The sequence below is a fragment of the Rhizobium sp. P32RR-XVIII genome (genome assembly GCF_012641395.1).
Classification (GTDB): domain Bacteria; phylum Pseudomonadota; class Alphaproteobacteria; order Rhizobiales; family Rhizobiaceae; genus Rhizobium.
The window spans coordinates 553,325-579,375 of the sequence record NZ_JABAIH010000003.1 but is presented as its reverse complement, the minus strand read 5'-3'; the positions used below and the strand labels follow the sequence as shown (position 1 = coordinate 579,375).

Here is a 26,051-nt window from a genome sequence, read left to right as displayed (position 1 = left end):
AAAAGCGCTCGTCTGCCGAGACAAAAACGCGGCGGAGGAGCCACTCGTCATGCAAACTGAATTTCACGGCCAAAACGATATCGGTTTCATCGGCCTCGGTGCCATGGGCGCCCATATGGTCCGGCATCTTCTGAAGGCAGGCTTCAATCTGCATGTCTACGACACGGACGCGGCTGCGGTGGAATGCTGTGCGATACTTGGCGCGAGGGTGTGCGCTTCGCCTTCGGAGGTAGGGAATGCCGTCGATGCAGTCTTCGTCTGCCTGCCGACCCCCGAAACTGTGAAGCGTGTCGTGCTGGGTGAGAACGGAGTCATTCACGGGTCCAGGGTCAAGATTTACGTCGATCATTCAACGACGGGCCCGAGCGTTGCAAAAGAGGTAGCCGAGGGTCTGGCGGCACGTCAGATAACCGCGCTCGACGGACCGCTTGCCGGCGGTGCTGCTGGAGCCGAGGCCGGAACGCTTTCAGTAATGATCTCGGGAGACCGATGGGCTTTCGAGAAACTGCAACCAGTCTTCAAAAGCTTCGGTCGCAACGTTGTCCACGTCGGAGATGGCGTCGGCCAGGGGCAAGCTCTTAAGTTGGTCAACAACATGATCGTTGGTGCAAATCTCGTCGCCGCCGCGGAGGCGATCCTTTTCGGCGTCAAATTCGGCCTCTCCGCAGACGTTATACTCAAGATGCTGAATGCCAGCACGGGCCGCAGCTTCGTCACCGAGCAGATTCTGGAGCGCATCATCGACCGAAAATTCGACTTCGGCTTCCGGCTCGAACTGATGCGCAAGGACCTCCGTCTGTGCGTCAACGAAGCCGATGCGATCGGAGCTCCGATGATGGTGTCGGCTCTGGCGAAACAGTTCTACGAACTGGCGCATGCGCATGGCCATTCCAGCGAGGACATGACCGTTGTCGTCAAGGAACTTGAAGAGACTTTTGGGGTCGAAATCAGCCGCTGACCTTCATTCCGGCGGTCGCCTCCTCGGACGAGGCGCAACCCCGCCGATAGAGCGAGAAAAGACAATGTTACGTGACGCGCTAGAAAATCTCACTGTCATAGACTTTACGCAGATCGGTGCCGGACCAACGTGCACCATGCTGCTCGCCGACATGGGCGCCCGCGTAATCAAGGTCGAATCGCCGGATGGCGAATTGGGGCGTAAGCTCGGCCCGGCTTGGATCGGCAACGATAGCGCTCTCTACCATGGCTTCAACCGCAACAAGCTCGGCCTCAAGCTCGATCTCAAGTCGCCCGCTGGCGTTGCTGCGGCGAAAAAGCTGGCGGGCAAGGCCGACATCCTGGTTGAAAGCATGCGCCCGGGAGTAATGGATCGCCTGGGGCTGGGGTATGGATCGCTATCCAACGCAAACCCATCTCTAATCTATGCCTCGATATCCGCCTATGGGCAAACGGGTCCCTATGCCGACCGGGCGGGAGTCGACGGTATCCTGCAGGCCGATAGCGGACTGATGAGTATAATCGGAACGGAGGGGGCCGAGCCGGCCAAGGTGCAGGCTCCGATCGTCGATGTCTTCACGGGCTATGTCGCGGTGTCCGGCATCCTTGCGCAGCTTCGCAAGACTGCTGAGACGGGCAAGGGAGCGCAACTCGACGTCAACCTGTTCAATTCGGCGATCGCACTGCAGCAGGTGTCGCTCACGAACTATCTTGCCGACGGGCTTGTTCCGGAACGGATCGGAAGTGCGGCCCCCTACTCCGCACCCAACGAAGCCTTCGAAGCGTCCGACGGATGGCTCATGGTGGCCGCATATAACGCCGGCAGATGGGAGCGTCTGTGCGACGTGCTGGATCTTGCACCGCTGGCCGCCGATCCACGTTTTGCGACTTCCTCGCAGAGAGTCGCGAACAGGACGGAGATGCGGAAGTTGCTTGGGGAACGGTTCATTACAAAGACGCGCACCGACTGGCTTGCGGCGCTGAAACATGCCGACATCCTTTGCGCGCCGGTTGCGAACTATGACGATCTTCTTCGGCACCCGCAGATCCACGCAAACGGCATGATGCTAACGCTCGATCACCCGACAATCGGATCGGTCCGGACGCCAGGGTTTCCGATCAATAGTCTTGAAATGCGCGGCGCCGGCCATGTCCATGCACCTTCGCTTGGAGAGCATTCTCGGATGATCCTGCAATCTTCCGGATTTCGTAAAGACGAAATTGACGAGTTAGTCGGCGAACCGGAGACATCGATGACGACGTTAGAGCCGCCGCTTCGCTCGGTCTCGATACGGTGATGCTCAGTCACGACGATCAATAGATAACAGACCGGAGGAAATGCGACATGGTAGAACGCACTTTAAGCTATATCGGTGGCTCGGATGTTGAGCCACTCGACGGCGACTATGCCGATAAAATCGATCCGCGTACCAATCGGAAAATCAAGGACGTTGCCAACAGTGGCCCCAAGGACGTCGAGCTGGCGATCGCATCCGCATCTACAGCCCTGTCCGCTTGGCGAGACATGCGTCCTTCCGAGCGCGGCCGGCTGCTTGTTGAAATCGCCAGACAACTTCGTGAGAGCGGCCAGGCCGTAGTCGAGACCGAAAGCCTGGAAACGGGCAAGCCCCGAAGAGAGATGGCCCAGCTTCTCGATCTGACCGCGCAGTATTTCGAATTCTACGGCGGTATCGTCAATATCGACGATGGCAACATCATCAATGTCGGACCCGACTATCACGTCTACACTCGCCGTGATCCGTTCGGCGTAATCGGGGTCATCCTTCCCTGGAACGCGCCTCTTCATCAGGCCGCACGGGCGATTGCTCCCGCGCTTGCCATGGGAAACACGGTCGTTGCCAAGCCCTCCGAACATACGTCGGGATCGCTCGTCGAATTCGCGAAGCTTGCGGTCGAAAAAGCTGGACTGCCTCCCGGCGTGCTCAATGTGATCGTCGGCAAGGGCAGTGTCGTCGGACCTGCAATGGCCAGCCATCCGGATGTTCGGAAGATCTCCTTTACAGGAGGACTGAAGGCCGGGCAGGAACTTGGCCGTATCGCTGCCGAAAGAATTCTGCCTCTGACGCTAGAACTAGGTGGAAAGAGTGCGAATATCGTCTTCGATGATGCCGACCTCGATGCCGCCGCAAAGGGATCGACGAGCGCCTTCACCTGGAACGGCGGGCAATGGTGTGCGGCAGGCACTCGGCTGCTGGTGCAGGAAAGTGTCCACGACGCCTTTGTGACCAAGTTGGTAGACAACGTGGCGAAACTGGAGATCGGGCCGCAGGACGATGCATCCTACGGACCGATCACCACAAATGCGCAATTCGACAAGATCAAAAACTTCTTCGACATCGCCGAGCGAGATGGATTGAAGCCTGCGATCGGCGGCAAAGTGCTCGATGAGGATCTTGGGGGCGGCCATTATATCGAGCCTACGGTCTACACCGGTGTAGGCAACGACATGGAGATCGCTCGTGAAGAGATATTCGGGCCAATCCTCAGCGTCATCAAGTTCAAGGACGAGGCGGACGCTGTTCGGATCGCCAACGACTCGGACCTTGGGCTCGCAGCAGGCATCTGGACGCGGGACATTGGACGTGTTCACCGCGTGGCCGGACGCTTGGAGGCCGGACGCGTCGTTGTTAACGAATACAGTGGCGGGTTCGTCCAGACGCCGTGTGGCGGTTTCAAATATAGCGGCTACGGTCGCGAACAGGGCGTCGACGCTTTGGCCCACTACACGCAATTGAAGTCAGTCATCATTCGTCTTTGATGTCGCTGTGCGTGCGCTGGTATTTGAGCTATGGCCTGAGCCTGCGCGATCTGAAGGAAATGATGGCCGAACGCGGCATCCGCGTCGATCATTCGACGATCCACCGGTGATCTTTTCAACCGGCGCAAGCGCCCCGTCGGTGATAGATGGCATGCCGACGAGACCGATACCAAGGTTCGAGGCGGATCGACCGATCAAGGCAGCATTGATGACGGCAATGGCAGAGAGATCCGACTGAGCACCTATTGTCGAAATTCGTCTAAGCCCACTTCAATTGCCGGACATGCAAATCTCGAGCAGCTTCCTAACCGCGTCGCTCTGGTGCCGCTCCTTGTGTCGGAGTGACAGGAAAGCGCGATCAGGTAATTTGAAATCAACGGTCATCAACTCCCGCTGCTGGACGCGTTGCCGCACGATGATACTCGATACCGCCGCCGCGCACATACTTTCCGCGACGGCAGAAAGCACCGCCTCGTTGGACGGCAGGACCATGGCGATGTCAAGCCGGGAAGGATCGCAGCCGCTTGCGGTCAATGTGGTTTCAAAAGTGGATCTTGTGCCAGATCCCGGCTCACGCATGACCCACCGGGCTTTTGTCAAAAGATCGTCGGCAGTAATGCCCTTTGTGTCCGCGAGTGGATGTCCCGGAGGCACCACGACGACCATTGCATCCACCGCGACGCGATGCGACGCGAGCACCGGTTCGTCGATTTCGCCCTCAACAAACCCAAGGTCGGCAAGACCGTCTATCACTGCCTGTGAAACCGTTCTGGTATTGCCAACGGTTAGGCATATTTCGATGCCAGGATAGGTTTCATGAAACCGCATCAGACGTGGTGGCAGCCAGTAGCTCGATATGGTCTGGCTCGCATAGATATTGAGCGTGCCACGCCGCAGGCCACCCAATTCACTTAGGACGAGCGCGGCAGACCTTGCGCGTGCGAGTACTGCCTCTGCCTCTCCTAGGAAATTCCTCCCTGCCTGGGTCAATTCGATCCGGCGTCCGACACGATGAAAAAGCTCCACATTGTAGAATGATTCCAGGGCTTTAATCGCGGCGCTGACGGCCGATGGCGTCAGACCGATGGCGGCAGCGGCCTTGGTGAGGTGTTCACGTTGCGCCACCGCAACGAAGATCGAAAGTTGCTCGAAAGTCATGGGCTAAGCATCCAGTTTTATCGAATGAAACATGCCGTATTATTCGATGGAAGTCGATGATCGACGATGACATCTAGTGTGCATCAGACGGAGATTATTCCTATGTTGCACAGAGTTATCGTCAGTTTGTTGCCCGGTCTTCTTTTGGCAACTCTTGTTGCCGGGGTAGCGCTTCTGCTCGAACGTGCAGAAGCCGCGTGGTTTGGTGCTGCCTGGATCGAAGGATTGGTTTTAGCTATTTTGATTGGAACAGGCATACGCACCGTTTTTCGTCTGCCTCTGGGATTCCAGAGCGGCATTCATTTTGCCAGCAAGATAGTGCTAGAGATAGCGATCGTATTGCTCGGAGCATCTATCAGCTTCGAAGCAATCGGAAATGCTGGTGCAATGCTGTTTGCAGCAATCGCGGCGGTGGTGGTGATCGCCCTGCTTGTAAGCTACGGGATCGGGCGCAGCCTCGGTTTGACGCACAAGCTCGCCATCTTGGTCGCTTGCGGAAACTCCATCTGCGGCAATTCCGCTATAGCAGCAGTGGCGCCCGTCATTGACGCGGATGCGGATGACGTGGCTGCCTCCATCGCCTTCACAGCGGTACTTGGCATTTTTGCCGTCCTGGCGCTGCCACTGGTCGATATCTATTTCGGCATGAACCAACACTCCTACGGGATTTTTGCCGGACTTACGGTTTATGCCGTTCCCCAGGTCCTGGCTGCAACTGTGCCGGCCGGAATGTTGAGCGTGCAAGTTGGCACTCTGGTGAAATTGATCCGCGTACTGATGCTCGGACCGGTCATTCTGCTGATTGGGGCGGGTACCGGGCGCCGTAGCGGTAGGGCATCGTCAACTGCGATCGTACCGTGGTTTATTCTCGGGTTTCTGGCGATGATGACCCTGCGCTCATTCGGCCTAGTTCCTGATGAAGCGATCGCCCCGATGAGCCACGTGTCGACTACCCTGACGATCATCTCAATGGCCGCACTTGGCCTCAGCGTTGACGTCCGCACCGTTGCTCACGCTGGCGGACAGGTAATAGCCGCAGCATCGCTCTCGCTGTTGGCGCTTGCTGGGATTAGCGCCAGTGTTTTGGCACTTCTGTCATAGCTGCGATGGTGCGCGTCCCAAATACCGCCATGCGCCTGCTTCGTTACAAGGCCACCAGCGACTGTCGCTATAATCAGCGCTTATCCAGTTTGTAATTAACTGATATTAGACATTATGCAGGTGCTGGCTCAGGGTCTCCTTGTCAAGAACAAAGGAGACCAACATGACCGATCTCGTTGCGGGCTTCCTGAAGTTTCGGGAAACGGCGTTCAAGGAACGCACCGAACTCTTCCGGGAGCTTTCGCATACACAATCCCCGGGCACATTGTTTATCGCATGCTCGGACAGCCGCATCATCCCGGAACTGGTGACGCAACAGGAGCCCGGTGGGATGTTCGTCATTCGCAATGCCGGCAACATAGTTCCGTCATTCGGGGCTGAACCCGGTGGCGTCAGTGCGTCCGTCGAATACGCCGTTTCCGTACTTGGCGTGCAGGACATTGTGGTCTGCGGGCACTCCAATTGCGGTGCCATGACGGCGATCGCCTGCGACCATGATCTTGGCGGCCTTCCGGCAGTCAGCAATTGGCTGAAATATGCCGATGCCGCAAAGGCGGTAAACGGTTGCCGGCACTATCATTGCGAACACGATAAGATCGACGCCTTGGCCCACGACAACGTCATCGTTCAACTCGCCAATCTTCGCACGCATCCCTCCGTTGCCGTCGCCATGAGCAAAGGCGAACTGCGGCTGCACGGATGGGTCTATGACATCGAGAGCGGTCAGATAGACGCGCTTGATGGAGCCACAGGGATATTCGTTCCACTTGCGGACAATCCCGAGGCAAACGCCTACCCGAGCGGTGCGCCGCTCAGCTCGTCTCATTGAGCGGGCATCGGCAATCGGGTGTGATTTGATCTCCAGTTAGAAAGGAAAACTGAAATGCTGCAATCCCAACACAACCAGACCGTTCGCGGGGACCTTGCCGACAAGGCTGTCGCCAACAAAACAAAGAAAAACCTCTCCTGGGCTCAGCTGGCCGAGGGAACAGGTCTCTCGGAAGCTTTTGTCACAGCAGCGCTTTTGGGACAGCACCCCCTCCCGGCAGACATCGCCGAAAAGGTGGGGAAACAGCTCGACTTCGATGCCGACGATATCCTGAACCTGCAGACCATTCCCGTTCGCGGCAGTCTCGGTGGCGCCGTGCCTACCGATCCGACGATCTATCGGTTCTACGAAATGATCCAAGTCTATGGCACGACCCTGAAAGCCCTGGTTCACGAAAAGCTTGGCGACGGCATCATCAGCGCGATCAACTTCAAGCTGAGCGTCGAGAAGATCGACGATCCCGACGGCGGGCACCGCGCCGTTATTACGCTAAACGGCAAGTATCTCCCCACCAAGCCATACTGATGATTGAACTCGCCCTCGACTGTCGCTGGGTATTGCGACAGTCGAGGGCGATTGCGATCAGCACGCCGTCGTCTTGCATTTCCTCCGCCATTTCGACGAGCAGCCCTGTGAGAAGAGTTTTCAGCAACCGACGCTATACGTCTTCCTCGATGACCAATTCCGCGACCGCATCGGATTTCAGTATTGGATGCGGTCGCTAGATATGCCCAAGGCAATGCCCTTTGCATTAATCTGCAGCGGGGAAATCAAGCGTAGTATCATTGATGCGGTTGAATAGATTGGTGAAAGCAATGCTTGCTACCGCCATCGTGGCGTCGACGAGCTGCGGATCCGTAACGCCGGCCTCCTTGACTGCCGCCACAACATCAGCCGGAACTGTGCCGCTGGTCTTGAGCAGGTATAGGACAAACTTCGCCAATGCGTCATTTCGCACATCGCCCGACGGCTGTGCCTGGCGCAGCGCCAAAATCGCTTCGCGGCTCAAGCCGAACTTTTTTCCCAGCAGCGTGTGGGCGGCCAGGCAATAGTCGCAGCCGGTGGTCTGGCTGACGACCAGTTTGATGACTTCGATATCGACAGGGCTCAAGCTGCTCTTTTTGAGCGAAGCTTCCAGATTCAAGACCGCTTCCAGGGCAACCGGGCTATTGCCGCCAATTCCAATGTATGAATTCGGCACCTTGCCAACCGCACTTTTTACGGCGCTGAACAATTCGGCTGCCCTGCCAGTGGCTTCGGACAGCGCTATAGTATGGAGACGAGCCATGATAATTTCCTTTTATGCTACATCAGTGGGGAGGATTTGCGTCAGCCTGTTTGTTGACAGGAGAAGACTTGCGGTTATTCGCCACTCACCGTTTTGGCGATCAACGTCTCCGCTTTAGAAAAGCGTGCCAGTTGGTCATTGGTGAGGACCGTCGCATTTGTGATTGCGGCCGCAGGATGATAAGCGACCATGGTCCTTCCGCTGCTGTCTTCTCGTACCAGTACGCGCAGCGGTAGATCCAAAGCTAACGTCGGTGTTATCAACATCAGCGGCGTCCCTGATTGCGGGCTGCCATAGATGAGAACAATGGTCCGTGGCATGCTCAGGCCCGCTTGTGTCGCGGCGCCGCTGTGATCGATGCGCGCGAATATCTTCAAGCTGGCTTTCTCGAACGCATCGCTCAGACGATCCAGTGTGGTCGTGAAATCATAGGCGCTAGCCATTTCCACTATGCCCGCAGGACGTTCAATCATGGGCGTACCCCAAGCCGACAATTAAGTCTTTCATATCGATGCCTTTTTCGGACTAGAAAACCTTGCACCGCCACGATTATAATGTCGAATATCGCCTTCTTATGGGCCCTATAAGTACACGTTATGGAAGAACGCCTCGCACGATATTTAATCTCGGTGGTCGAACAAGGTAGCTTCACGCGGGCGGCCGAAAAGCTGCACGTTTCACAGCCCGCGCTGTCGCAACAGATTCGCCATCTCGAAGAACGCCTCGGCGTGAAACTTCTTGACAGATCCGGCAAAACAGTTGTCGCGACGGACATTGGCAAGGCCTATATCGGTCACGCCGCTCGGGCTCTGCGAGAGTTCGATGCCGGCAAGCGCGCTGTTCACGATGTCAGAAATTTGGACAGAGGCGACTTGCGACTGGCTTTTACACCGACGTTCGCCACCTACCTGATAGGGCCTCTGACCCACCTCTTCCTGAGCACCTATCCCAATATCACAATGACAGTAGACGTGCTGGCGCAAATGGATATTGAGGCGGGATTGATGCACGACCGTTTCGATCTAGGGATCGCTCCCAGCCATCCGGAGAGTGCCGAAATTTCCGGCACCTCCGTTGGCGAAGAACATCTCAACTGTGTTGTAAGCCCTGACCATCCCTGTGCCGATCTTCTATCGATCAATTCGGAGGTGCTCTCGACATTGAAGCTCGCGCTGTTTGATCGATCCTTCGCAACCCGCTTGTTCATCGACAAACATTTCCGCGCCAATCGATTGCAGGCGAAGATATCCGTTGAATCAAATTCCCTGGAAGCGCTGATGTCGCTGGTAAGCTACGGTGTATATGCGACGATCTTGCCGGCATTTGCTGGGAACCGGATTGCTGGGACACGATCGATACCCCTATCACCAGCGATCGCAACAAGACCCATCTGTCTGCTGAAACGCGCCGACGGATACCATTCTTTTGCAAGCATTGCATTCGAACAGATGTTCAACTCAACGGATTGGGCGTTGCCATCAACAAAATAGGCCGAGCCCGATAGCTTCAAGCTGGCTTGAAGGGAAAGGCGCCGCGGCTGCTGCTTTGCGACGTTGTCACGTTGTTGGCGTCTCTTTCATGCTACCCCTGCAAGCGGCGCAAAAGCACGCCCAGCCGCTCTTCTGACGGGCAATCCTCAAGGCCCAGCCGAATTGGGATACCGCCTCCGCCGCGGTTCCTCACCTCGCTCGGGCTGTCGCCAAACGCTCGCTTGAACGCGCGGCTAAACTCCGCGCCGTCACTGAAACCGCATTCTTCTGCGATCTGGAATATCAGGCGCCGATCCTTTGGATCCGCGAGCGCTGCATAGGCACTGAGCAGCCGGCGGTGCTGAATATAGTGCATCACTCCGCCAAAGGGCTCGAAGAGGTTGTAAAGCCGCGTGCGCGAGATACCGAGCTCCCGTCGCACCAACTCAGACCCAAGTTTCGGATCGAGCAACCGGTTCCGCACCAGCTGCCGCGCCCTTTCGAGAAGCACATTGGCGATCGGACCCTCGGCCGCTTCGATATGGTCGGCGGATGGCGACACGCACGCAAGGATCATCGCGCGTGTGGCTGCCGCGAGGCCAGGCAGATCGGCCTGGGTGAGCATCGGCAAACGGTTCGCCACATCAACAAGGTAGTCGGAGAACAATCGTCCCATGCCGGTGCTCAACGTGGAAAATTCCGCCGAGCCCAGCGTGGCCGCGGTTTCCAGGGAGAGGTCCCGCGGCACAAAGAGGATGAGCATCTCGCTCCTGTCGACAACGCCGGTAAAGCAGCCACCAAGGGAATGGATCTGAACCTCACCGGGACCCGCGGCAAACGCACTTCTTGCGGCATCAGTCCGGATCTGTCCGGACAGCAAAACAGTCATTGTCCAGTGATCGACCGGATCCCGCCGAACATGCCCCGGCAGGCTGGAAAATTCGAGGCTGTCAGTACCGATTTGGGCAAGGACAAGGCTGCCGAGATCCCAAAGCTTCTGTCGGCCCCCGAAGTCGGTTGTCGTTGGTTCGATCTCGGTTAGTTCAAGCATGGCAGCGAAGCTATTGCGCCACGCGGCAAACTGGTCCGATCGCGCCAGCCCCTCGGTCGAAAATTCAAAGGATGGCAAATACGATGCCCTCCCCATGACCGGCATCGCGCCCGCTGCTTCGTAAGCCGAGGTTTCGAGCCTCACATCGTCGAGTTGCCTCTCACGCAACGTGGCATGCGTCAGGACATCTTCGGTTGTCATCGCATCACCTCCAGTAGGCCGATGGCAGCACACGATCGGCCGGCTTCTGTGCTGGGGTCGTTGAGTAAGCGATTTGTTTTCCGCAGGTGTCTGAAGCGACCTTTCTTTTGCCCGGGGCAGATATTATTCCACCGGGGACCCCTCAGCAGTCGGCTCAGTATGTTACGACGTGCCCTCTCCGGCAGTCGCTTTGCCTCCTACCCGCAATTTAACCTTTTCGACCGCTCTTCTCAACTGTCAGATGCAGGCACGCTTATTAGCATCGCCCTACCGGAAACCTGGATACTGACAGTCGCGCCAAAATCGATCACTCGCGCGCCCGCAGGTCCCTGTTTCACGATCGGCTTCGGCGCGAAGATCGATTGTGCGGCATAGGGCAAAGTGAGTACGGGGATCCCGGTCAATGTCAGCGCCGCGGCCACCATCAGTGCTGTCCAGGCCACCAGCAGGCCGTGGCGGCGACGCGGCAAGTGGGCGGCGACGACCGGTCTACCGGCCTGCTGATACGAACGGCCGCACCCTCAGAAGCGCCAGATCAACGGCACGATGAACACGGCGACGACAAAGAACCAGATCAGCAGCGGCAATCCGAGCTTCCAATAATCGTTGAAGGCATAGCCGCCCGGTCCCATCACCATCAGGTTGGTCGGCGTTGCTATCGGAGTGAGGAACGCCGCTGCCGCTGCCACTGCGGTGCTCATGAGCACCGGACGCGGGGAAATGCCCATGGCCGTCGCTGCCGCCACGCCGATGGGGATGACGATCAGGGCAGTTGCAGTGTTACTGATCAGTTGCCCCATGACCGCCGTCAGGACGAACAATCCGGCGAGCAATGCGACAGGGCCGGCATCACCGACGAAGTTCACAAGGTGCTCCGCCATCAGCTTTGCAGCCCCTGTTTCCACCATGGCGGTGGAAAGCGGCATCATCGCGCCAACGAGGATCACGGTCGTCCAGCCGACGGCGCGATAGGCTTGCTCGACGCTCATGATGCCTGACAGGATGATCGCACCGGCGGCGAGTAGGCCGGCCACCGCTGGCGGCACAATGCCCGTGGCGAGAAGCAGAACCATCGCAAGCAGGATAATAACCGCCTGGCGCGCGCCCGGCCCCATCGGAACCGCCTGGCGGCGGACCAGCTCCGGCGAATTGACGACCAGGACGTCCGGATCGTTGAGGTGAACGTCGAGCGCTTTCCATGTTCCCTGCAACAGCATCGTATCGCCTGCCTGCAAGACGATTCCGCCAGCATCTTTGGTTGCGCCGCTGGGTTCAATTCCGGCCCCAGCGCGCTGTACCGCCAAAATGATCAGATCGCCGCTTTCGGTGACCATACCGGGAAAAACCGTCTCGCCAATGAGGCCCGAGCGCGGTGGGATGACGACTTCGGCAAGCCCTGAGCTGCGATTGAACAGCGTTTCCTCGCCCTGCCCGGCCGCCTTGTCGTTGCGGAATGCGAGGTGCATCTCCGCCGCAAACGCGGCAGCGGATTCCGCATCACCAAGAACCAGAAGATGATCTCCCTCGGCAATGAGTGGCCTGCGCAGCGGGCCGGCCGTCTCGCCCTCCTGAATGGCGACAAGCTGTAACCCTGGATGTGCGGAGAGATCTACCCCGGATGACGACAGACCCACTAAGGGCGAGCTTGCGCGCACGCGCATCTGGTAGATGCCACTCGAAAGGCCGTATTGCTCGACAAGTGTCTTGGCGTGGCGGCTAAAATCGGCAGGCATGGTCGCGCCATTACGCTCGGGAAGCAGCCGCTTTCCAAACAGAATGATGATGGCCATAGTGCCCGCCAGAAGTGGAACACCGGCAAGTGCAAATTCGAAGAAGCCGAAACCACCGACGCCCGCGTCGATGCCTGCCTCCGATACCAGCACGTTCACCGGCGTTCCCGTCAGCGCCAGCATCGAACCTGCATGTGCGGAAAAGACCAGCGGCATGAGCAGCTGCGACGAGTTGCGCCGGAGGCGAACGGCGATGACGACCACGACGGGCAGAAGCGCCGCGACAGCGCCGTTGACGCTGATGAGCGCAGTGAGAAGGGAGACGAGCGCCATCGTCAGGAAGAGAAGGCGCGTACGGCTTTCTTCGCCCGCGCCGCGGATGAGCAGTTGTCCGGCCCAGGCAGTCACGCCGGTGATCTCGAGCCCCGCGCTGACGACAAAGAGCGACGCGATAAAGATGACTGCGGGATCACCGAAGCCACCGAGCGCCTGGCCAAGCGTGAGGACGCCACTCGCCCATAGCGCCAACGCAGTCAGCATTGCCACAAAGACGACCGGCAGCTTGTTCCAGACGAACAGAACGACGGCAGCGGCGATGATGGAGGCTGTGTATGCTATGGGACTCAACCGCTCCGCTCCTCATTTGGTCCACTCGGACCGTCCAACCACACAGCCGCGCTGACCACGCAACGTCGCCTTACCCCACGCTTCCGGTGAACTCGCCGCGATCGCTCACCCGACTGCGCGCCTGAGGCGCCCAGGTCGCAAATGGATCGCAGGGGCCAGAAGACAAGCGGCCCCGCGAGGCAGCTAGTCGTCCATAGTCGCCATAAGGATGCCCAAGCGGCAGCCCTTCTCGTACTCCTTGAGATTCACATATTCCTTGATGGTATGAATTTCGGCCTGACCGGAACCGATGGTGATGGTGGGCACGCCGTGTTTGTCGAGCCAATTGGCGTCCAGGCCACCATTGGAGAAGATGTAGACAGGCTCGATGCCGAGAATCCCCAGCGCCCTGGCGGCGCGCTTCACGACCGGCGTGTCCTTGCCCAGTTCGAACGGCGGATAGGACGCCTTGTGGCTGAATTTCACCTCGGCCATGTCGCCCCGATCGTCCTTCACCTCGCTCCGGGCCTTGGCGAAGGCTTCCTTGTAGCCATTGGCGATTTTCGTCGCGAAAGCCGCTTCGGGGCTGCGCGCCTCCCCCTTGAGGAAAGCGTAATCCGTCACGACGTTGGTGGCGTCGCCGGCAGGCTTGTTGTCCTTGCCGCCGAAGATGCCGATATTGCTCGTGCCCCGGCCGTCCGGTTTGACCACCTTGCCGAACCAGCCGCTATGCTTCGCCTCGGCCAGCGCCATTGCACCGACCAGCGTGGCCGAGATGCCCTTCTCCGGTGCAACGCCCGCATGCGACGCCCTTCCCGTGATTTCGGCTTCCCAATTCTCCTGCCCGACCGCGCCAACGATCAGGTCCGAAGCCATTTGGCCATCGACATTGATGCACATCACCGCACCGTTGAGTTCGGCGGGATTGAGTTCCCGTGAGCCATGCAGCCCGCTCTCTTCGCGCACCGTGAACAGCAGGGTGATCGGCGGATGTGGCAGCTTGTGCTTGATGAGGGTCTCGGCGACAACCACAAGAAGGGCGACGCCGGTGCGGGCATCGCCGCCAAGCGCGGTCGTACCATCCGAGACGATCCGGTCGCCCTCGCGCCGCGGCTTGGCGCCAGCACAAAGCGGCACGGTGTCGAGATGCGTCGAAAAGAGCAACCGGGGTCCGGGTCGCGTTCCCGCAATATCCACGATCAGATTGCCCGTTTCGGTCGGTAGCGGAATGCGTTTGTTGACGTCGTCAAACCGAATGGCAGACTCCGGCACGCCGATTTTCTTCAGAGCGTCGGATACGGCAAGGCCGATGTTCTTTTCCTGTCCGGTGACGCCCTCCACCGAGAGGAACCGCATCAGATGTTCTTCCGCCGCGGCGACGTCGAGAGGAATAGAGTTGGTGCTCATGATGTCCATCCGATCATACGAGTGATTATTCGTTCAGGCTTGCAGCATCGACCGTCACAGGCCCCACGGCAGACCGAGGGCCTTCCAGACCGCAAAGAGACCGGTCCACAGCACGAAGATCAGCACGACATAGGGAAGCATCAGAGAAACGATCGTGCCGACACCCGCGGACTTGTCGTATTTCTGGGCGAAACCGACGACGAGCGCGAAGTATGCGTTGAGCGGGGTGATCGCATTCATCGGCGAGTCGCCGACGCGATATGCGGCCAAGACGGCTTCCGGCTCCACGCCGAGTTTCATCAGCAGCGGCACGAAGACGGGAGCGAAGATCGCCCATTTCGCAATCGCCCCGGTCAGCAGCAGGTCGATGATCGCAACCACGACGATGAAGCCGATCAGCAGCGGCAGCGCGCCGACATTAGCGGCCTGCAGCATGCCCGAAAGGCTGAGTGCCATGACTGTGCCGATATTGGTGTAGGTGAAATAGGCGACGAACTGGCTGAGAACGAAGAACAGGAAGATGGTGCCGCCCATGTTCTTGATCGACTTTTCGATCGCAGCGATCACTTCAGCAAGGGTTCTCATTGTGCCGGCACCAATGCCGTAGGTCCATCCCGTCACCAGGAAGACCAGCATGATGAGCGCGATCAGGCCGTTCATGAAGGGCGAATTGCCGATCAGCTCGCCGGTATCAGGATTACGAAGCGGTGCGCCGCTTGGGATGGTCAAAAGGAGGAAGACCACCAGAAGACCGATGAGTCCGTAGAGGGCGAACCGCAATCCGCGAGATTCCCGATCGGAGAGCGTCGCGCCCTGACTCTGAACACCGCCTTCCGCCGTTTGAGGATTATACTCTCCCAGCCGCGGCGCGATCATCCGGTCGGTAATGAGAGCGATCAAGACCGTCAGGAACAGCACCGACGCGATGGAAAACCAGACGTTGGACGCCAAGCCGATCGACCGCGCGGGGTCGACGAGATGGGCCGCGTCATTTGTGAATTCGACGAGGACGGCATCGAGCGGTTTGATCAGCATGTTGACCGTGAAGGCGCCCGCCACGGCAGCGAAGCCGAGTGCCAGACCGGCAAGCGGATGCCGCCCGACGGCCAGATAGGCGACGCCGGCAAGGGGTATCAGCACCAGATAACCTGCGTCAGCCGCTATACTTGCGAGAATACCGACAAACGCCAGGATATAGGTCAGCGCCCAGCGCGGCGAGACAACGACGAGCTTGTGGATCAGTGCCGTAACCAGGCCGGATTCCTCAGCGACGCCTGCGCCGATCATGGCGGCGATCATCAAGCCCACCGCTGTGAAACTCATGAAATTGGGAACGAGCGATGAATACAGAAAGCGGAGGCCCTCCACGCTCAGCAAGCTGTTTATCGCCGTCGACGCCCGCTCGATCTCATGCGTGTCCGGATTGATCCGCTCGAAGCTGACCGCCGCTCCAAAAGCGCCAAGCACGGCCGACAGGACGATGACAATGCCGATGAGAATCAGGAAGATGACCACAGGATGGGGAACCATGTTTCCCACCTTCTCGACGCCGTCGAGAAATCTCTGCATCGCGGTCTTTGGTGCGACATTGGCAGTGGCCATGTCTTCCTCCGTAGTGCCAAAGGGTGCGCCCCGGGAGGACGCCGGAATTGAAGTTCGCTTGGGTGCGCGTTCCTGACGGTGGTTGAACCCCGAATTGGCATAACCCTCAGTGCGCAGCCTAATGTTTTCTCCGGCCACCCAGGATGCCCCCGGCCCGGAGGCTATCATTCAACACCAATCACTTCTCAGAGGAGCGGACGACAGGAGTCGTGAAGAAAATATCCGCGTCGCACAACCCATGTGAACGACCACTGGTTTAGGCCGCTGGCCGCGGAACACATCACTCGTGATTGCGCGACGCGCCGGTTCAGCGTGGGCAGGGCGCGACATACTGACGACCGTTACGATCTCGGAACCGGCATTGCCCGGGCCGACCGGCGACATTACCGATGACAGCCCCGGACGCGCCGCCGATCGCCGCGCCAACGGCCGCACCTCGGACATTGTTCGCGACAGCGCCGCCAACGACTGCGCCAGTTGCAGCACCGATGCCGGCGCCCTGTTGAGTCGGCGTGCAACTCGCAAGCGCGAAAGCCGCCAGAAAGCACAGCATCAACTCCTTCATCGCTCCCCCCTATGTGACGCTCAACAGATCTGAACGTCGCAGAAAAGCCCATGTACAGCATCGTCTAAATATAATGTCGCTGAAGACTGCCTGTGATCAGCATAGAATCCCGAAACCAAGCTCTGGGTTCAAAATTTCGAAGCGCAACTGCAGCAAGGAAATCTTCAAGGGCCTGATTCGTAAACTGTTCGCCGGGGCTGGACTACGCCGCTTCGGGTGTACAGCGATCAGCGTGCGGTTTTGCCCTTTCGTTTGTGAAAGAGTCCACGTTTGCTCAGGCTTCCCGGCAGCATTCCGGATGCGCACAATCGAGGAGCGCATTCAGTTCTGGCCTGTCTCCCGGAACCGCTGCGCGAAGACTGACTTCAGGCGGTTGATTTCGGCAGGTTGCCAGCCTGTCGGGTCTGTCACCGCCAGCCACGCATCGATGTAATGTTCCGGCGCGTAGACGTGGCCGTATCCCATCGGCGAGGTTGTCGCGATCATCGCGTCGAAGGCGAGCTGCAGCATCGTGACGACCGGGAACCAGCGCAAGCTCGGCGACACGTCGGGTCCCCGTGGGGATTTCAGCCAATCCGGCATTCGATAGAACGAACGGACATCGAAGAATGTCACTGCATCGCTGGCGTATTGCAGGAAAACAATTCTGATCGGCCCCCAGGCCGCGCCGGGAATGTTCAACGCGTTTTCCTGATTGGTGAATCGGATAATCGAACCGTCACGAAACCGCGGCAGCCAAGCAGGCGAACCGGGGTTTCGATTTGCCGTCACGAATGCCCATGTCCCGCTCGGAAAGGGCGGCCCGCTCCACAACGCGCCCTGGAACGGATCGGCAATGACGTCGTAAAGATTGGCCGAGAGTTGTGAATTCATGGCTCCGAGACTGAGGCCGTGCAGATAGAGCCTTGGGCGGTGGTCGTGCGGGAGCGTTGTCCAGTAGCCATAGACTTCCCTGAACAAGGCGTGGGCCGCATCCGCGCCGTAGCCTGGCTCGACCATCAGCGACAACCAGCTTGCGAGGTAGGAATATTGCAGTGCGACGCTCGCGACGTCGCCGCGATTGAGATATTCGACGGTATCGATGGCAGCCGGATCGACCCAGCCGGTTCCCGTCGGAACGATTACGATCAGAATGGAGCGGTCGAAAGCACCATCCCTCTTCAGCTCCGCCAGCGCCAGCTTGGCTCGCTCTTCCGCTGTTTCGGCGGAGTTCAAACCAACATAAACTCGGATCGGCTCGGTCGCCTTCGTGTTCAGGAATCCACCGATCTCGTCACCGGTCGGGCCGGAGGAGATGAAATGCCGGCCCTGTCGCCCAAGCTGCCTCCAATCGATGAGCGACGCCGCACTGCCCGTCTTTGCCGGATCGGTCGGCATCGGCATGTCGTCGTCGATCAAGGCGTCGAGCTCGCGGAACGAGGTGTCTGCCATCCGAAGGCCGGCCCTGAACAGCACGCCTTCAGCCACGGACCAAAAAAGGATGATGGCCAGGAATGTGCCGACTGCGATGGCAATCCGCCTTGGGACGAAGCGCTGCAGCCACTTGTAAGAGAAAAGGAACGTGTACTTGAACAGACGGCCGACGACCACGAGCGCACAGAAGACCGCGAGAGCTACGGCGATCAGCTTGACCGGATCGGCCGAGGTGACGGGGTCGAGCCCCATGAGGTCCCGGACCGAGTTCTGCCAGGAAGACGCCTGCCAGAGGAAGAGCGTTGCAATCCCGATGCAGAAAACTGCGGCGACTACCTGCCACGTTCGCCCGAAGCCAACCCGCGACGGAAGGATCTCGAGATAGGCCCAAAGCCAAACGAGGAACACGCCGATGGCGTAGCCGAAGGCTGCGCAGCTTCCCGAAAGAGCGCCCTGGATAAGAGGAGACCGTGGCATCAGGCTCGGCGTCAGCGATAGGCAGAAGAAGAGCGTGCCTACAATCAAGCCTGTCGTCGAAAACGATCGGGTGAGTGCCAGAAGGTATCGTTTCAATCGGCACTCTCCTCGCTGGAGCGTCGCTGGCCCGCGACCGCGAAAACGGCCTGCCCCGCCGCGCTCTGGCCTATATCGAGCGGCTTCCGGCTAGCATGACAACGTTTCCATCGAGATCAAGTTTTATGTTGCTTTAGATGTTCATCACGGAACCCATGATTGCACTTCCGGCTGCTCAGGCGCTTTTCAAAAGAGGCATCTATGTTGATCCGAAGGGGCCGACATTATGCCTGTGCAATCTCAACGAGGATTGAAGAGAATAGCGGACAACGTCCTCAACCTGCTTGGTGGTCGCCGCTCGCTTTTAAAGCTAGACTTTGCAAGGAATGGAATGTCCTTCTCGAAATGCAGTAAGCTACTGCTGCATCTTGTCGTTACCGATTGCCATAAAATACCGGAGTTGTTGAACTGCGGTATTTATCTAAACTGCTACAAGCACCTGATTTTCATCTCGGGATTTTCTCCTATTTGGACGTTGGGAGAGTCGGCGCAGGGGGTAAGGCTATCGGCATGAGGTCGGCGGTTGCTTGATTCCGACGATCTCAAGGGCCGAAATCTAGGCGGGACGAGGCGTGCATGGCGACAGCAATTGCCATTCTCGGCGGCGTCGGGCTGTTCCTGCTCGGCATGACCGTCATGACCGACGACCTGAAGGCATTGGCGGGATCCGCGCTGCGCACCGTCCTCGGCAAGGCGGCGTCGACGCCACTTTCGGGTGCCTTCTGGGGCGCTATCGTCACGCTGCTCGTGCAGTCGTCGAGCGCGGTGACGATGACGACGATCGGCCTCGTCAGTGCCGGGCTTCTGACCTTTCCGCAGGGGCTCGGCCTCGTGTTCGGCGCCAATGTCGGTACGACGGGAACGGGCTGGCTGGTGGCGTTGATCGGCGTGCGCGTCTCGCTTTCGGCCTATGCGCTGCCGATGATCTTCATTGGCGCGCTGGCCAAGTTGCTGGGGGGCGGACGGATCGCGGCGGCGGGCGGCGCCGTCGCAGGCTTCGCGCTGGTGCTCTACGGGCTGACGACGCTCCAGCAGGGCATGGGAGGCCTTGCGGAGAGCCTGCATCCGTCTGACCTGCCTGCGGTGCTAGGCGCGCCGGGGGTTGGCTGGATCTCAGGGTCCGTCGGCCTCATGACCCTGATCGTCGCAGGCTTGGCGATGACCGCGGTCATGCAGTCCTCGACGGCTGCCATCGCGGTCACCATTTCGGCTTTCTACGCCGGGGCGATAAGCCTGGAGCAGGGCGCGGCCCTGATCATCGGCCAGAACATCGGGACAGCGACCAGCTCCGCATTGGCGGCAATCGGCGCGAGTGCCACGGCGAAGCGCCTCGCCCTCGCCTACGTATTGTTCAAGGTCATAGCGGCGCTCATCGCGATTATCGCTTTTCCGCTGACGGCGCAGCTGATGAGGGCTTTCGCGGCATCGGTCGACGGGATGACGCTCCTTGCCGCCTACCATACGGCCTATAACGTCGTGGGGGTCGCGGTGCTCCTTCCGGCGACGCAGTGGTTCACCCGTATCGTAGAGCGGCTCCTGCCCTCCAAGCAGACGGCGCTTCAGAGCGCGCTCGATCCGAGCGCGCTCGCCAGTCCGGTGATCGCGGTGGAGACCGCCCGGCGTGTCGTGGCGGACGTCCTCACGACAACCGCTGCCTCGGTTTCCGGGGCGCTTTCGGCGGGGGCCGGCCCCACAGCGCAGAGCATTGCGGCCACCGCCGCGCTCGAAGAGGTGCGGGACTTTCTTTCCGAATTGAAGGAGCCGCCCGAGACGGAGGCCGAACGGTTCCGCATGACGAGCACGCTGCATGCGCTCGATCACGTCTCGCGCCTCGTGGAAGTCGTGGCGGAAAGTGGGCTCTCAGGACAACCGGCCGGAGTCCCCCATGACCTTCGGGCCGCCGAACTGTGCAGACAGGCCATGCGCGCGGCACAGGCCGTTGCCGGCTCCATAACATCGGAAGCCGCCCTCGGCCCGCAGGCCGCATCCATCGGCTGGAACGTTTCGTCCGAGGTGGAGGCGGCGCTTGCCGAGGTAGAGGGCGCATCGAGGAAACTCGACGCGCTGCAGCGGGATCATCACGCCGTGACCCTCGCCTCGGTCGCCGCGGGAAAGTTGACCGCCGCGGAGGCGTTCACGCGGATCGACGGCGCCCGGCGGCTCGATCGGATCACATATCATGCCTGGCGTTCGGCGGCGCATCTCCTCGGCCGCGGTACGCATCACAATCTGAACCCGTGGCACCAACCCGAGAGCACCGTGAGCGAAGGCAACGATGATGAGCCCAGCTGAGACTGCAGCTTCAGGCCGAGCCCCGGGGCTTTAATTTCAGATTACCGGCAGCCGCCATGGCAGAGAATAGCAAACAGTAATCTGTTGACAGTTTTCAATTCTTCGCTACATTTTCGCTAACCAATTCTCAGATACGCGGAGTCCGATGTCTGCGAACACTCGGGAGGTGTGATGGCGTTCTTGAAATTGCAGGGCCTTACCAAGAGCTACGGTTCCTTCTTGGCTGTAAAAGGCGTCGATCTGTCCGTCGAAAAGGGAAAGCTTGTTTGCCTGCTGGGGCCGTCGGGCTGCGGCAAGACGACGACGTTGAGGCTGGTTGCCGGCTTCGTTCCGGCCACCGGGGGCGAGATTCACGTCGGGGGAAAGACCGTTTCGTCCGCGAAGTCGACGGTGCCGCCGGAGGGGCGGAACATGTCGATGATCTTCCAGAGTTACGCACTATGGCCGCATATGACGGTCTTTGAGAACGTGGCGTATGGCCTTACCCTGCGCCGACTGTCGAAAGCACAGATCGCCGAAAGCGTGCGGACAATTCTGTCAGCAACGCAGCTCCTTGCACTGGAAAGCCGCTACCCGGGAGAACTGTCCGGCGGCCAGCAGCAACGCGTGTCGCTGGCGCGCGCTCTGGTCATCAAGCCGGAGATCCTGTTGCTCGACGAGCCGCTATCGAACCTCGACGCCAATCTCCGCGAGGAGATGCGGTTCGAGATCCGCCGGCTGCACGACGAGTTCCGCTACACCACCGTCTATGTGACCCATGATCAGGCGGAAGCCATGACGACGGCTGACATGATCGTCGTCATGAATGACGGCCGTATCGAACAGGCGGGGTCGCCGGAGGACATCTATGAGCGGCCGGCAACCGAGTTCGTCGCTCGTTTCATCGGCGGAACCAATATCCTGACGGGGACGCGCCGTGACGGCGACACCGTTGGCTGCGACGGTGGTCTGGTCTTGCGCTGCGGCAGCGGCAGTCCTGCGCACGAGGGGAGAACGGCCGTTTCGATCCGCCACCACGACATCGAACTGTCATCGGTGCGGCCCGCCGGAGAGACCAATGTGACGGTCGGTACCGTCACGCGCCAAATCTATCTCGGTTCGCACCGAGACTATCTCGTTTCGATTGCTGGTGGAGAAGTGGTGCGCACCGTCGCGCCGGTCAACGTTGCGATCCCGGTCGGCCAGGAGGTTTGGCTGACGTTTCCACCAGAGAAATGCCGGGCGCTCGCGTCGTAAAAAAGGGAGGAAGTAGATAATGTGGAAGAAAGCATTCGCAGGGGCGCTTTTCGCCTCGGCATTGATGGCGTCGTCCGTCGCCTTCGCCGAGGCACCTGCCCCTTACGCCGTGACGCCGGAGCTCGAAGCCGCGGCCAAGGCCGAGGGCAAGGTGGTATTCTACACCGCAACCGACGTGGCGGTCGCCGAGAAGCTCGCCGAACTGTTCAAGACCAAATATCCAGACATAGCGGTTCAGGTGGAGCGCGCCGGCTCCGAGCGCGTATTCCAGCGCATCGGCCAGGAATATTCGACCGGGATCTACAATGCCGATGTCATCGAGACGTCGGATGCAGTGCATTTCGAGTATTTCAAGCGGCAGGGCTGGCTTGCGCCCATGGTTCCGCAGGAAGTGGCCGATAAATGGCCGGCGGATGAGCGTGATCCGGACGGCAATTTTGCCGCCTACCGTGCGCATCTGTCGGTCATGGCCTATCGAAGCGACCTGCTCAAGGAAGAAGAAGTCCCGAAGTCCTGGAAAGACCTTCTCGACCCGCGCTTCAAGGACAAGATGGTGAAGGCACATCCGGGCTATAGCGGCACGATCATGACTTCAACCTTCGTGCTCAGTCAGTTGCTCGGCTGGGACTATTTCGAAAAGCTCGGCACGCAGAACATCATGCAGGTACAGTCGTCGACCGAGCCTCCGAAGAAGCTTGCCCAGGGAGAACGTGTGCTTGAGGTTGACGGCAACGAATACAACATCTTCCGCCTGATCGACGAAGGCAAGCCGATCAAGATCGTCTATCCCGAGGAAGGCACGCCGCTTGCCGTCGGCAATGCAGCAGTCTTGAAGCAGGCGCCCAACCCGAACGCAGCCAAGCTTTTCTACGCGTTCCTGTTCTCGCTGGAAGCGCAGCAACTCAACAGCGACTTCGGCGGCCTGCGGTCGTTCCATCCAGACGTCAAGGAAAAGGCTGACCGCACTCCGCTGTCGAAAATCAAGATCCTGCATTCCGACCCCGCCAAGCTCGAGCCTGAAATCCAGGCGATCAAAGCCAACTACGAAAAGTATTTTGGGACGTAAGCCATCATGACCAGTAACGCTCAGGTTCAGGGTCGGCGCCGCGGCATCGACCTTTCGTGGCCCACCTTCGCACTGCTGACTCTCATCCTGAGCGTCCTGGTTCTGTTGCCATTGTTCTGGCTGGCCTATTACAGTTTCCGCAGCGATACCGACGGCTCTGCAACCCTCGACAACTTCGTCACCCTGGTTGCGGATCCGACTCTGCTGCGGTCCTACGGGTTGGCGTTCGGCATGGCGCTTGCCGTCGGCATCCTCGCCTGCCTGATCGCAACGCCGATGGCCTGGCTGGTTGCCAGAACCGATCTGCCGGGACGGCGCATTATCCGCATGCTGGTGACGGCATCCTTCGTCACGCCGCCGTTCCTCGGCGCCATCGCGTATGAAATCCTCGCCGCACCGAATAGCGGCATCGTCAACATTGTTTATCGACGCATTTTCGGCCTCGATTCCTCGGCCTATCTCGTCAACATCTACACCTTCGGCGGTCTCGTTTTTGCGATTGCCTGCTTCACCTTCCCATACGTCTTCACGCTCGTGGCCAACGCCCTCGACCGCGTACCGTCGGATCTCGAAGATGCGTCTTCGATCCTCGGTGGAAAATCAATGACGACGCTGCGGAGGGTGACCATCCCGCTGGTGTTGCCGGCTATGCTGGCCGGAACGCTGATCGCCATACTCCAAGCACTGACGATGTTCGGTTCGCCGGCGATCCTGGCGTTGCCGGCCGGCTTCCATGTCATCACGACCAAGATCTGGAGCCTCTTTCAGTTTCCGCCGCGCCTCGGGGTGGCTGCTGCAGCCGCCCTGCCGCTGCTGATCATTACCATCCTTCTTTTGCGGACCCAGAAGGCGATTCTCGGGCGCAAGGGTTATACCGTGCTTGGCGGCAAGAGCGGAACGCCGCGGATCACCAAGCTCGGACCCTGGACGTGGGTCGCCACCCTCTTCGTCTTCTGCATCCTCAGCCTGACGATCATCCTGCCCTACCTGGCGATCCTGAAGACGGCGTTCACGGGGACGGTGGGCGATCCTATCAATTTCAGCACACTGACATTGCGCCATTGGCGGTTCGTGCTCTTCGAATTTTCGGCGACGCGGCTAGCGCTTTGGAATACCTTCCTGCTCGGCTTCCTGACGGCCACCGCCGTCACGGCGATCGCGCTGATCGTCTCCTATCTGGTGATCCGCCGCTCGTTGCCCAATTCCAGCTTTCTCGGCGTTCTCGCCACGGCGCCGGTTGCAATTCCCGGGATCGTGCTCGGTGTCGGGCTTTTCCTCAGCTATGCCAATCCGACGTTTCAGCTCTACGGGACGATCTGGATCCTGCTGATAGCCTTCATGACGATCGAACTTCCGGCAGGCTACCAGCAAATGTCGTCCGCCTTCTCCGGCGTTCATCCCGAATTGGAGGAGGCCGGGCGGATCGTCGGCGCCTCGCGGCTGAGAACGCTATGGGACATCACCGCGCCGCTGCTTCGCACGAGCGTCGTGGCCGCATGGTGTTTCGTCTTCGTCGGTACGATCCGCGAGCTTTCCGCGACAATTCTCCTGACCACGGCCAACACCAAGCTCGTTTCAGTGATCATCTACGATCTGAACGAGAGCGGCGATCTCGGGGCAATATGTGTTCTCGGCATTATTCTCCTTGCGGCATCATTTGCCGTTGTTTTTGTCGCCAACCGGGTTCCTGTTCTCGGCGGTTCACAGATGAATGCGCGGGGTTGAACGATTTGCGGGTTCCTTTAAAGACTGCAGGTCCCGGTTGTCGGCAGGATCGCCAACGACGGGAATTGCTGATAAATGGAAGTCGTAGGAGCAGGCCGGCAGGCTGCAGCGCCTACTCCTTCTCTATGGACCCTTAACGATGGCCTGCTCATGTCGGACTTAACAAACCTACCGCCCAATCTATCCGCGATCGATTTCCTTCGCACTCGTTCGCTGGCGAACGTAGTCCAGGCCGAAATCGAGCGGATGATCATCGATGGCGAACTGAAGCCGAACGAGCGCGTGAATGAAAACGGCCTGTCGCAGCGCCTGGGTGTGAGCCGCGGGCCGATCCGCGAAGCCTGCAGCGCACTGGCCGCGATGGGTCTCATCGAGATCATCCCGAACCGCGGCTTCTTTATTCGCGCCTTGACCAACGACGAGGCCCAGGATCTTTCAGAAGCGCGCGCCGGCGTCTTCGGCTGCATGGCGATGATGCTTGCCGAGCGGATTACCGATGCGCAGATTGCCGTTCTGCGGGCGCTGTTGCAACGCATGGATGAAATCGTCGAGCTCGGCGATGTGCATATCTATTATCCCGTCAACCTCGAATTCCATAAGCAGATCGCTCACATGGCGGGAAACAATCGCCTGGAACTCATGTACCAGAGTTTCGTCCGCGAGCTGCACATACAGCGCTACCGCGCGCTTTCGAGCCATGACGTGCTGCAGATCTCCAACCAGGAACATCGAGCGATCGTCGACGCGCTCGAGGCTCGCGACCCTGTTCGCAGCCTGATCGCCGCCCGCACTCATATCCTCAACGGGATCGTCCGGACCCGCCAAGCCGGTCCTTGATGAGCCACGCGTCCGGCCGCGTTTTTTAATTCAATCCCAGCCACGTTGCGCGCTTCGCGCATCGAATATCCTTGCCCAGTTTTGTAAACGAAAAACTGTTGACAATTGACAATTGCCAACGCACTGTCGCCGGAGAACTACTCTTCTAGAAATGCGACAGGAGGAA

At 59.3% G+C, this 26,051-nt stretch carries 21 protein-coding genes and 1 pseudogene; 13 read left to right on the top strand and 9 right to left on the bottom strand.

Translation table 11 applies throughout. The annotated features are described in order from the left end of the window. Positions 1-49 precede the first annotated feature (49 nt). The 4 genes and pseudogenes from HGP14_RS12355 to HGP14_RS36655 all read left to right on the top strand — a co-directional run. Complete coding sequence (locus tag HGP14_RS12355) at positions 50-958, top strand: NAD(P)-dependent oxidoreductase (RefSeq protein ID WP_168830115.1); 909 nt, start codon at positions 50-52, stop codon at positions 956-958. A gap of 64 nt (positions 959-1,022) precedes the next feature. Continuing rightward, positions 1,023-2,255: a CaiB/BaiF CoA transferase family protein gene (locus HGP14_RS12350; protein WP_168830114.1), complete on the top strand. Its 1,233-nt coding sequence runs from the start codon at positions 1,023-1,025 to the stop codon at positions 2,253-2,255. A 47-nt stretch (positions 2,256-2,302) separates the two neighbouring features. After that, positions 2,303-3,736, top strand: a complete 1,434-nt coding sequence (locus tag HGP14_RS12345) for an aldehyde dehydrogenase (RefSeq protein WP_168830113.1) — start codon at positions 2,303-2,305, stop codon at positions 3,734-3,736. Further along, positions 3,736-3,919 (top strand): annotated as a pseudogene (locus tag HGP14_RS36655) (IS6 family transposase); the annotation flags it as partial. The gene HGP14_RS12345 and the pseudogene HGP14_RS36655, both read left to right, overlap by 1 nt. Positions 3,920-4,006: 87 nt before the next feature. Here HGP14_RS36655 and HGP14_RS12335 read toward each other — a convergent pair. Next, positions 4,007-4,894 carry a LysR substrate-binding domain-containing protein gene (locus HGP14_RS12335; RefSeq protein WP_168830112.1) on the bottom strand — a complete coding sequence of 296 codons (888 nt, stop codon included), beginning with the start codon at positions 4,892-4,894 and terminating at the stop codon, positions 4,007-4,009. A gap of 102 nt (positions 4,895-4,996) precedes the next feature. Between HGP14_RS12335 and HGP14_RS12330 the strand changes: the two genes are divergently transcribed. From HGP14_RS12330 to cynS, 3 genes are all read left to right on the top strand, one after another. Next, complete coding sequence (locus HGP14_RS12330; protein WP_168830111.1) at positions 4,997-5,995, top strand: YeiH family protein; 999 nt, start codon at positions 4,997-4,999, stop codon at positions 5,993-5,995. Positions 5,996-6,158: 163 nt separating this feature from the next. After that, positions 6,159-6,824, top strand: a complete 666-nt coding sequence (locus HGP14_RS12325; protein WP_168830110.1) for a carbonic anhydrase — start codon at positions 6,159-6,161, stop codon at positions 6,822-6,824. Between the two features lie 54 nt (positions 6,825-6,878). Continuing rightward, positions 6,879-7,349 carry a cyanase gene (cynS, locus tag HGP14_RS12320; protein WP_168830109.1) on the top strand — a complete coding sequence of 157 codons (471 nt, stop codon included), beginning with the start codon at positions 6,879-6,881 and terminating at the stop codon, positions 7,347-7,349. Between the two features lie 226 nt (positions 7,350-7,575). On the opposite strand, the gene HGP14_RS12315 is transcribed toward cynS, so the two are convergent. Both HGP14_RS12315 and HGP14_RS12310 read right to left on the bottom strand, forming a co-directional pair. Next, positions 7,576-8,112, bottom strand: coding sequence for a carboxymuconolactone decarboxylase family protein (locus tag HGP14_RS12315; protein WP_168830108.1), 537 nt, complete (start codon positions 8,110-8,112; stop codon positions 7,576-7,578). Between the two features lie 74 nt (positions 8,113-8,186). Continuing rightward, complete coding sequence (locus HGP14_RS12310; protein WP_168830107.1) at positions 8,187-8,585, bottom strand: DUF302 domain-containing protein; 399 nt, start codon at positions 8,583-8,585, stop codon at positions 8,187-8,189. A 123-nt stretch (positions 8,586-8,708) separates the two neighbouring features. On the opposite strand from HGP14_RS12310, the gene cynR reads away from it, so the two are divergent. Then, positions 8,709-9,602: a transcriptional regulator CynR gene (gene cynR / locus HGP14_RS12305; RefSeq protein ID WP_168830106.1), complete on the top strand. Its 894-nt coding sequence runs from the start codon at positions 8,709-8,711 to the stop codon at positions 9,600-9,602. 91 nt (positions 9,603-9,693) lie between these two features. Here the strand turns inward: cynR and HGP14_RS12300 are convergent, their stop codons facing one another. The 6 genes from HGP14_RS12300 to HGP14_RS12275 form a co-directional block, all read right to left on the bottom strand. Continuing rightward, entirely contained in the window at positions 9,694-10,833 is a 1,140-nt protein-coding gene (locus tag HGP14_RS12300; RefSeq protein ID WP_168830105.1) for a helix-turn-helix domain-containing protein, read from the bottom strand. A 521-nt stretch (positions 10,834-11,354) separates the two neighbouring features. Further along, positions 11,355-13,190: an SLC13 family permease gene (locus tag HGP14_RS12295; protein ID WP_168830104.1), complete on the bottom strand. Its 1,836-nt coding sequence runs from the start codon at positions 13,188-13,190 to the stop codon at positions 11,355-11,357. Positions 13,191-13,373: 183 nt separating this feature from the next. Beyond that, complete coding sequence (locus tag HGP14_RS12290; protein ID WP_409527072.1) at positions 13,374-14,576, bottom strand: M20/M25/M40 family metallo-hydrolase; 1,203 nt, start codon at positions 14,574-14,576, stop codon at positions 13,374-13,376. Between the two features lie 54 nt (positions 14,577-14,630). Further along, positions 14,631-16,178, bottom strand: a complete 1,548-nt coding sequence (locus HGP14_RS12285; protein ID WP_168830102.1) for an AbgT family transporter — start codon at positions 16,176-16,178, stop codon at positions 14,631-14,633. 307 nt (positions 16,179-16,485) lie between these two features. After that, positions 16,486-16,743 carry a YMGG-like glycine zipper-containing protein gene (locus HGP14_RS12280; RefSeq protein ID WP_168830101.1) on the bottom strand — a complete coding sequence of 86 codons (258 nt, stop codon included), beginning with the start codon at positions 16,741-16,743 and terminating at the stop codon, positions 16,486-16,488. 321 nt (positions 16,744-17,064) lie between these two features. Beyond that, positions 17,065-18,729 carry an alpha/beta-hydrolase family protein gene (locus HGP14_RS12275; RefSeq protein WP_246704431.1) on the bottom strand — a complete coding sequence of 555 codons (1,665 nt, stop codon included), beginning with the start codon at positions 18,727-18,729 and terminating at the stop codon, positions 17,065-17,067. 576 nt (positions 18,730-19,305) lie between these two features. On the opposite strand from HGP14_RS12275, the gene HGP14_RS12270 reads away from it, so the two are divergent. The 5 genes from HGP14_RS12270 (at position 19,306) to HGP14_RS12250 (ending at position 25,885) form a co-directional block, all read left to right on the top strand. Further along, positions 19,306-21,021: a Na/Pi cotransporter family protein gene (locus HGP14_RS12270; RefSeq protein ID WP_168830100.1), complete on the top strand. Its 1,716-nt coding sequence runs from the start codon at positions 19,306-19,308 to the stop codon at positions 21,019-21,021. A 171-nt stretch (positions 21,022-21,192) separates the two neighbouring features. Further along, on the top strand, positions 21,193-22,257 hold the full coding sequence (locus tag HGP14_RS12265; protein ID WP_168830099.1) for an ABC transporter ATP-binding protein: 1,065 nt from the start codon (positions 21,193-21,195) through the stop codon (positions 22,255-22,257). 19 nt (positions 22,258-22,276) lie between these two features. Then, positions 22,277-23,323, top strand: coding sequence for an ABC transporter substrate-binding protein (locus HGP14_RS12260; protein ID WP_168830098.1), 1,047 nt, complete (start codon positions 22,277-22,279; stop codon positions 23,321-23,323). 6 nt (positions 23,324-23,329) lie between these two features. Further along, complete coding sequence (locus HGP14_RS12255; RefSeq protein ID WP_168830097.1) at positions 23,330-25,048, top strand: ABC transporter permease; 1,719 nt, start codon at positions 23,330-23,332, stop codon at positions 25,046-25,048. 150 nt (positions 25,049-25,198) lie between these two features. Further along, positions 25,199-25,885, top strand: coding sequence for an FCD domain-containing protein (locus HGP14_RS12250; protein WP_168830096.1), 687 nt, complete (start codon positions 25,199-25,201; stop codon positions 25,883-25,885). The last annotated feature ends 166 nt before the right edge of the window (positions 25,886-26,051 follow it).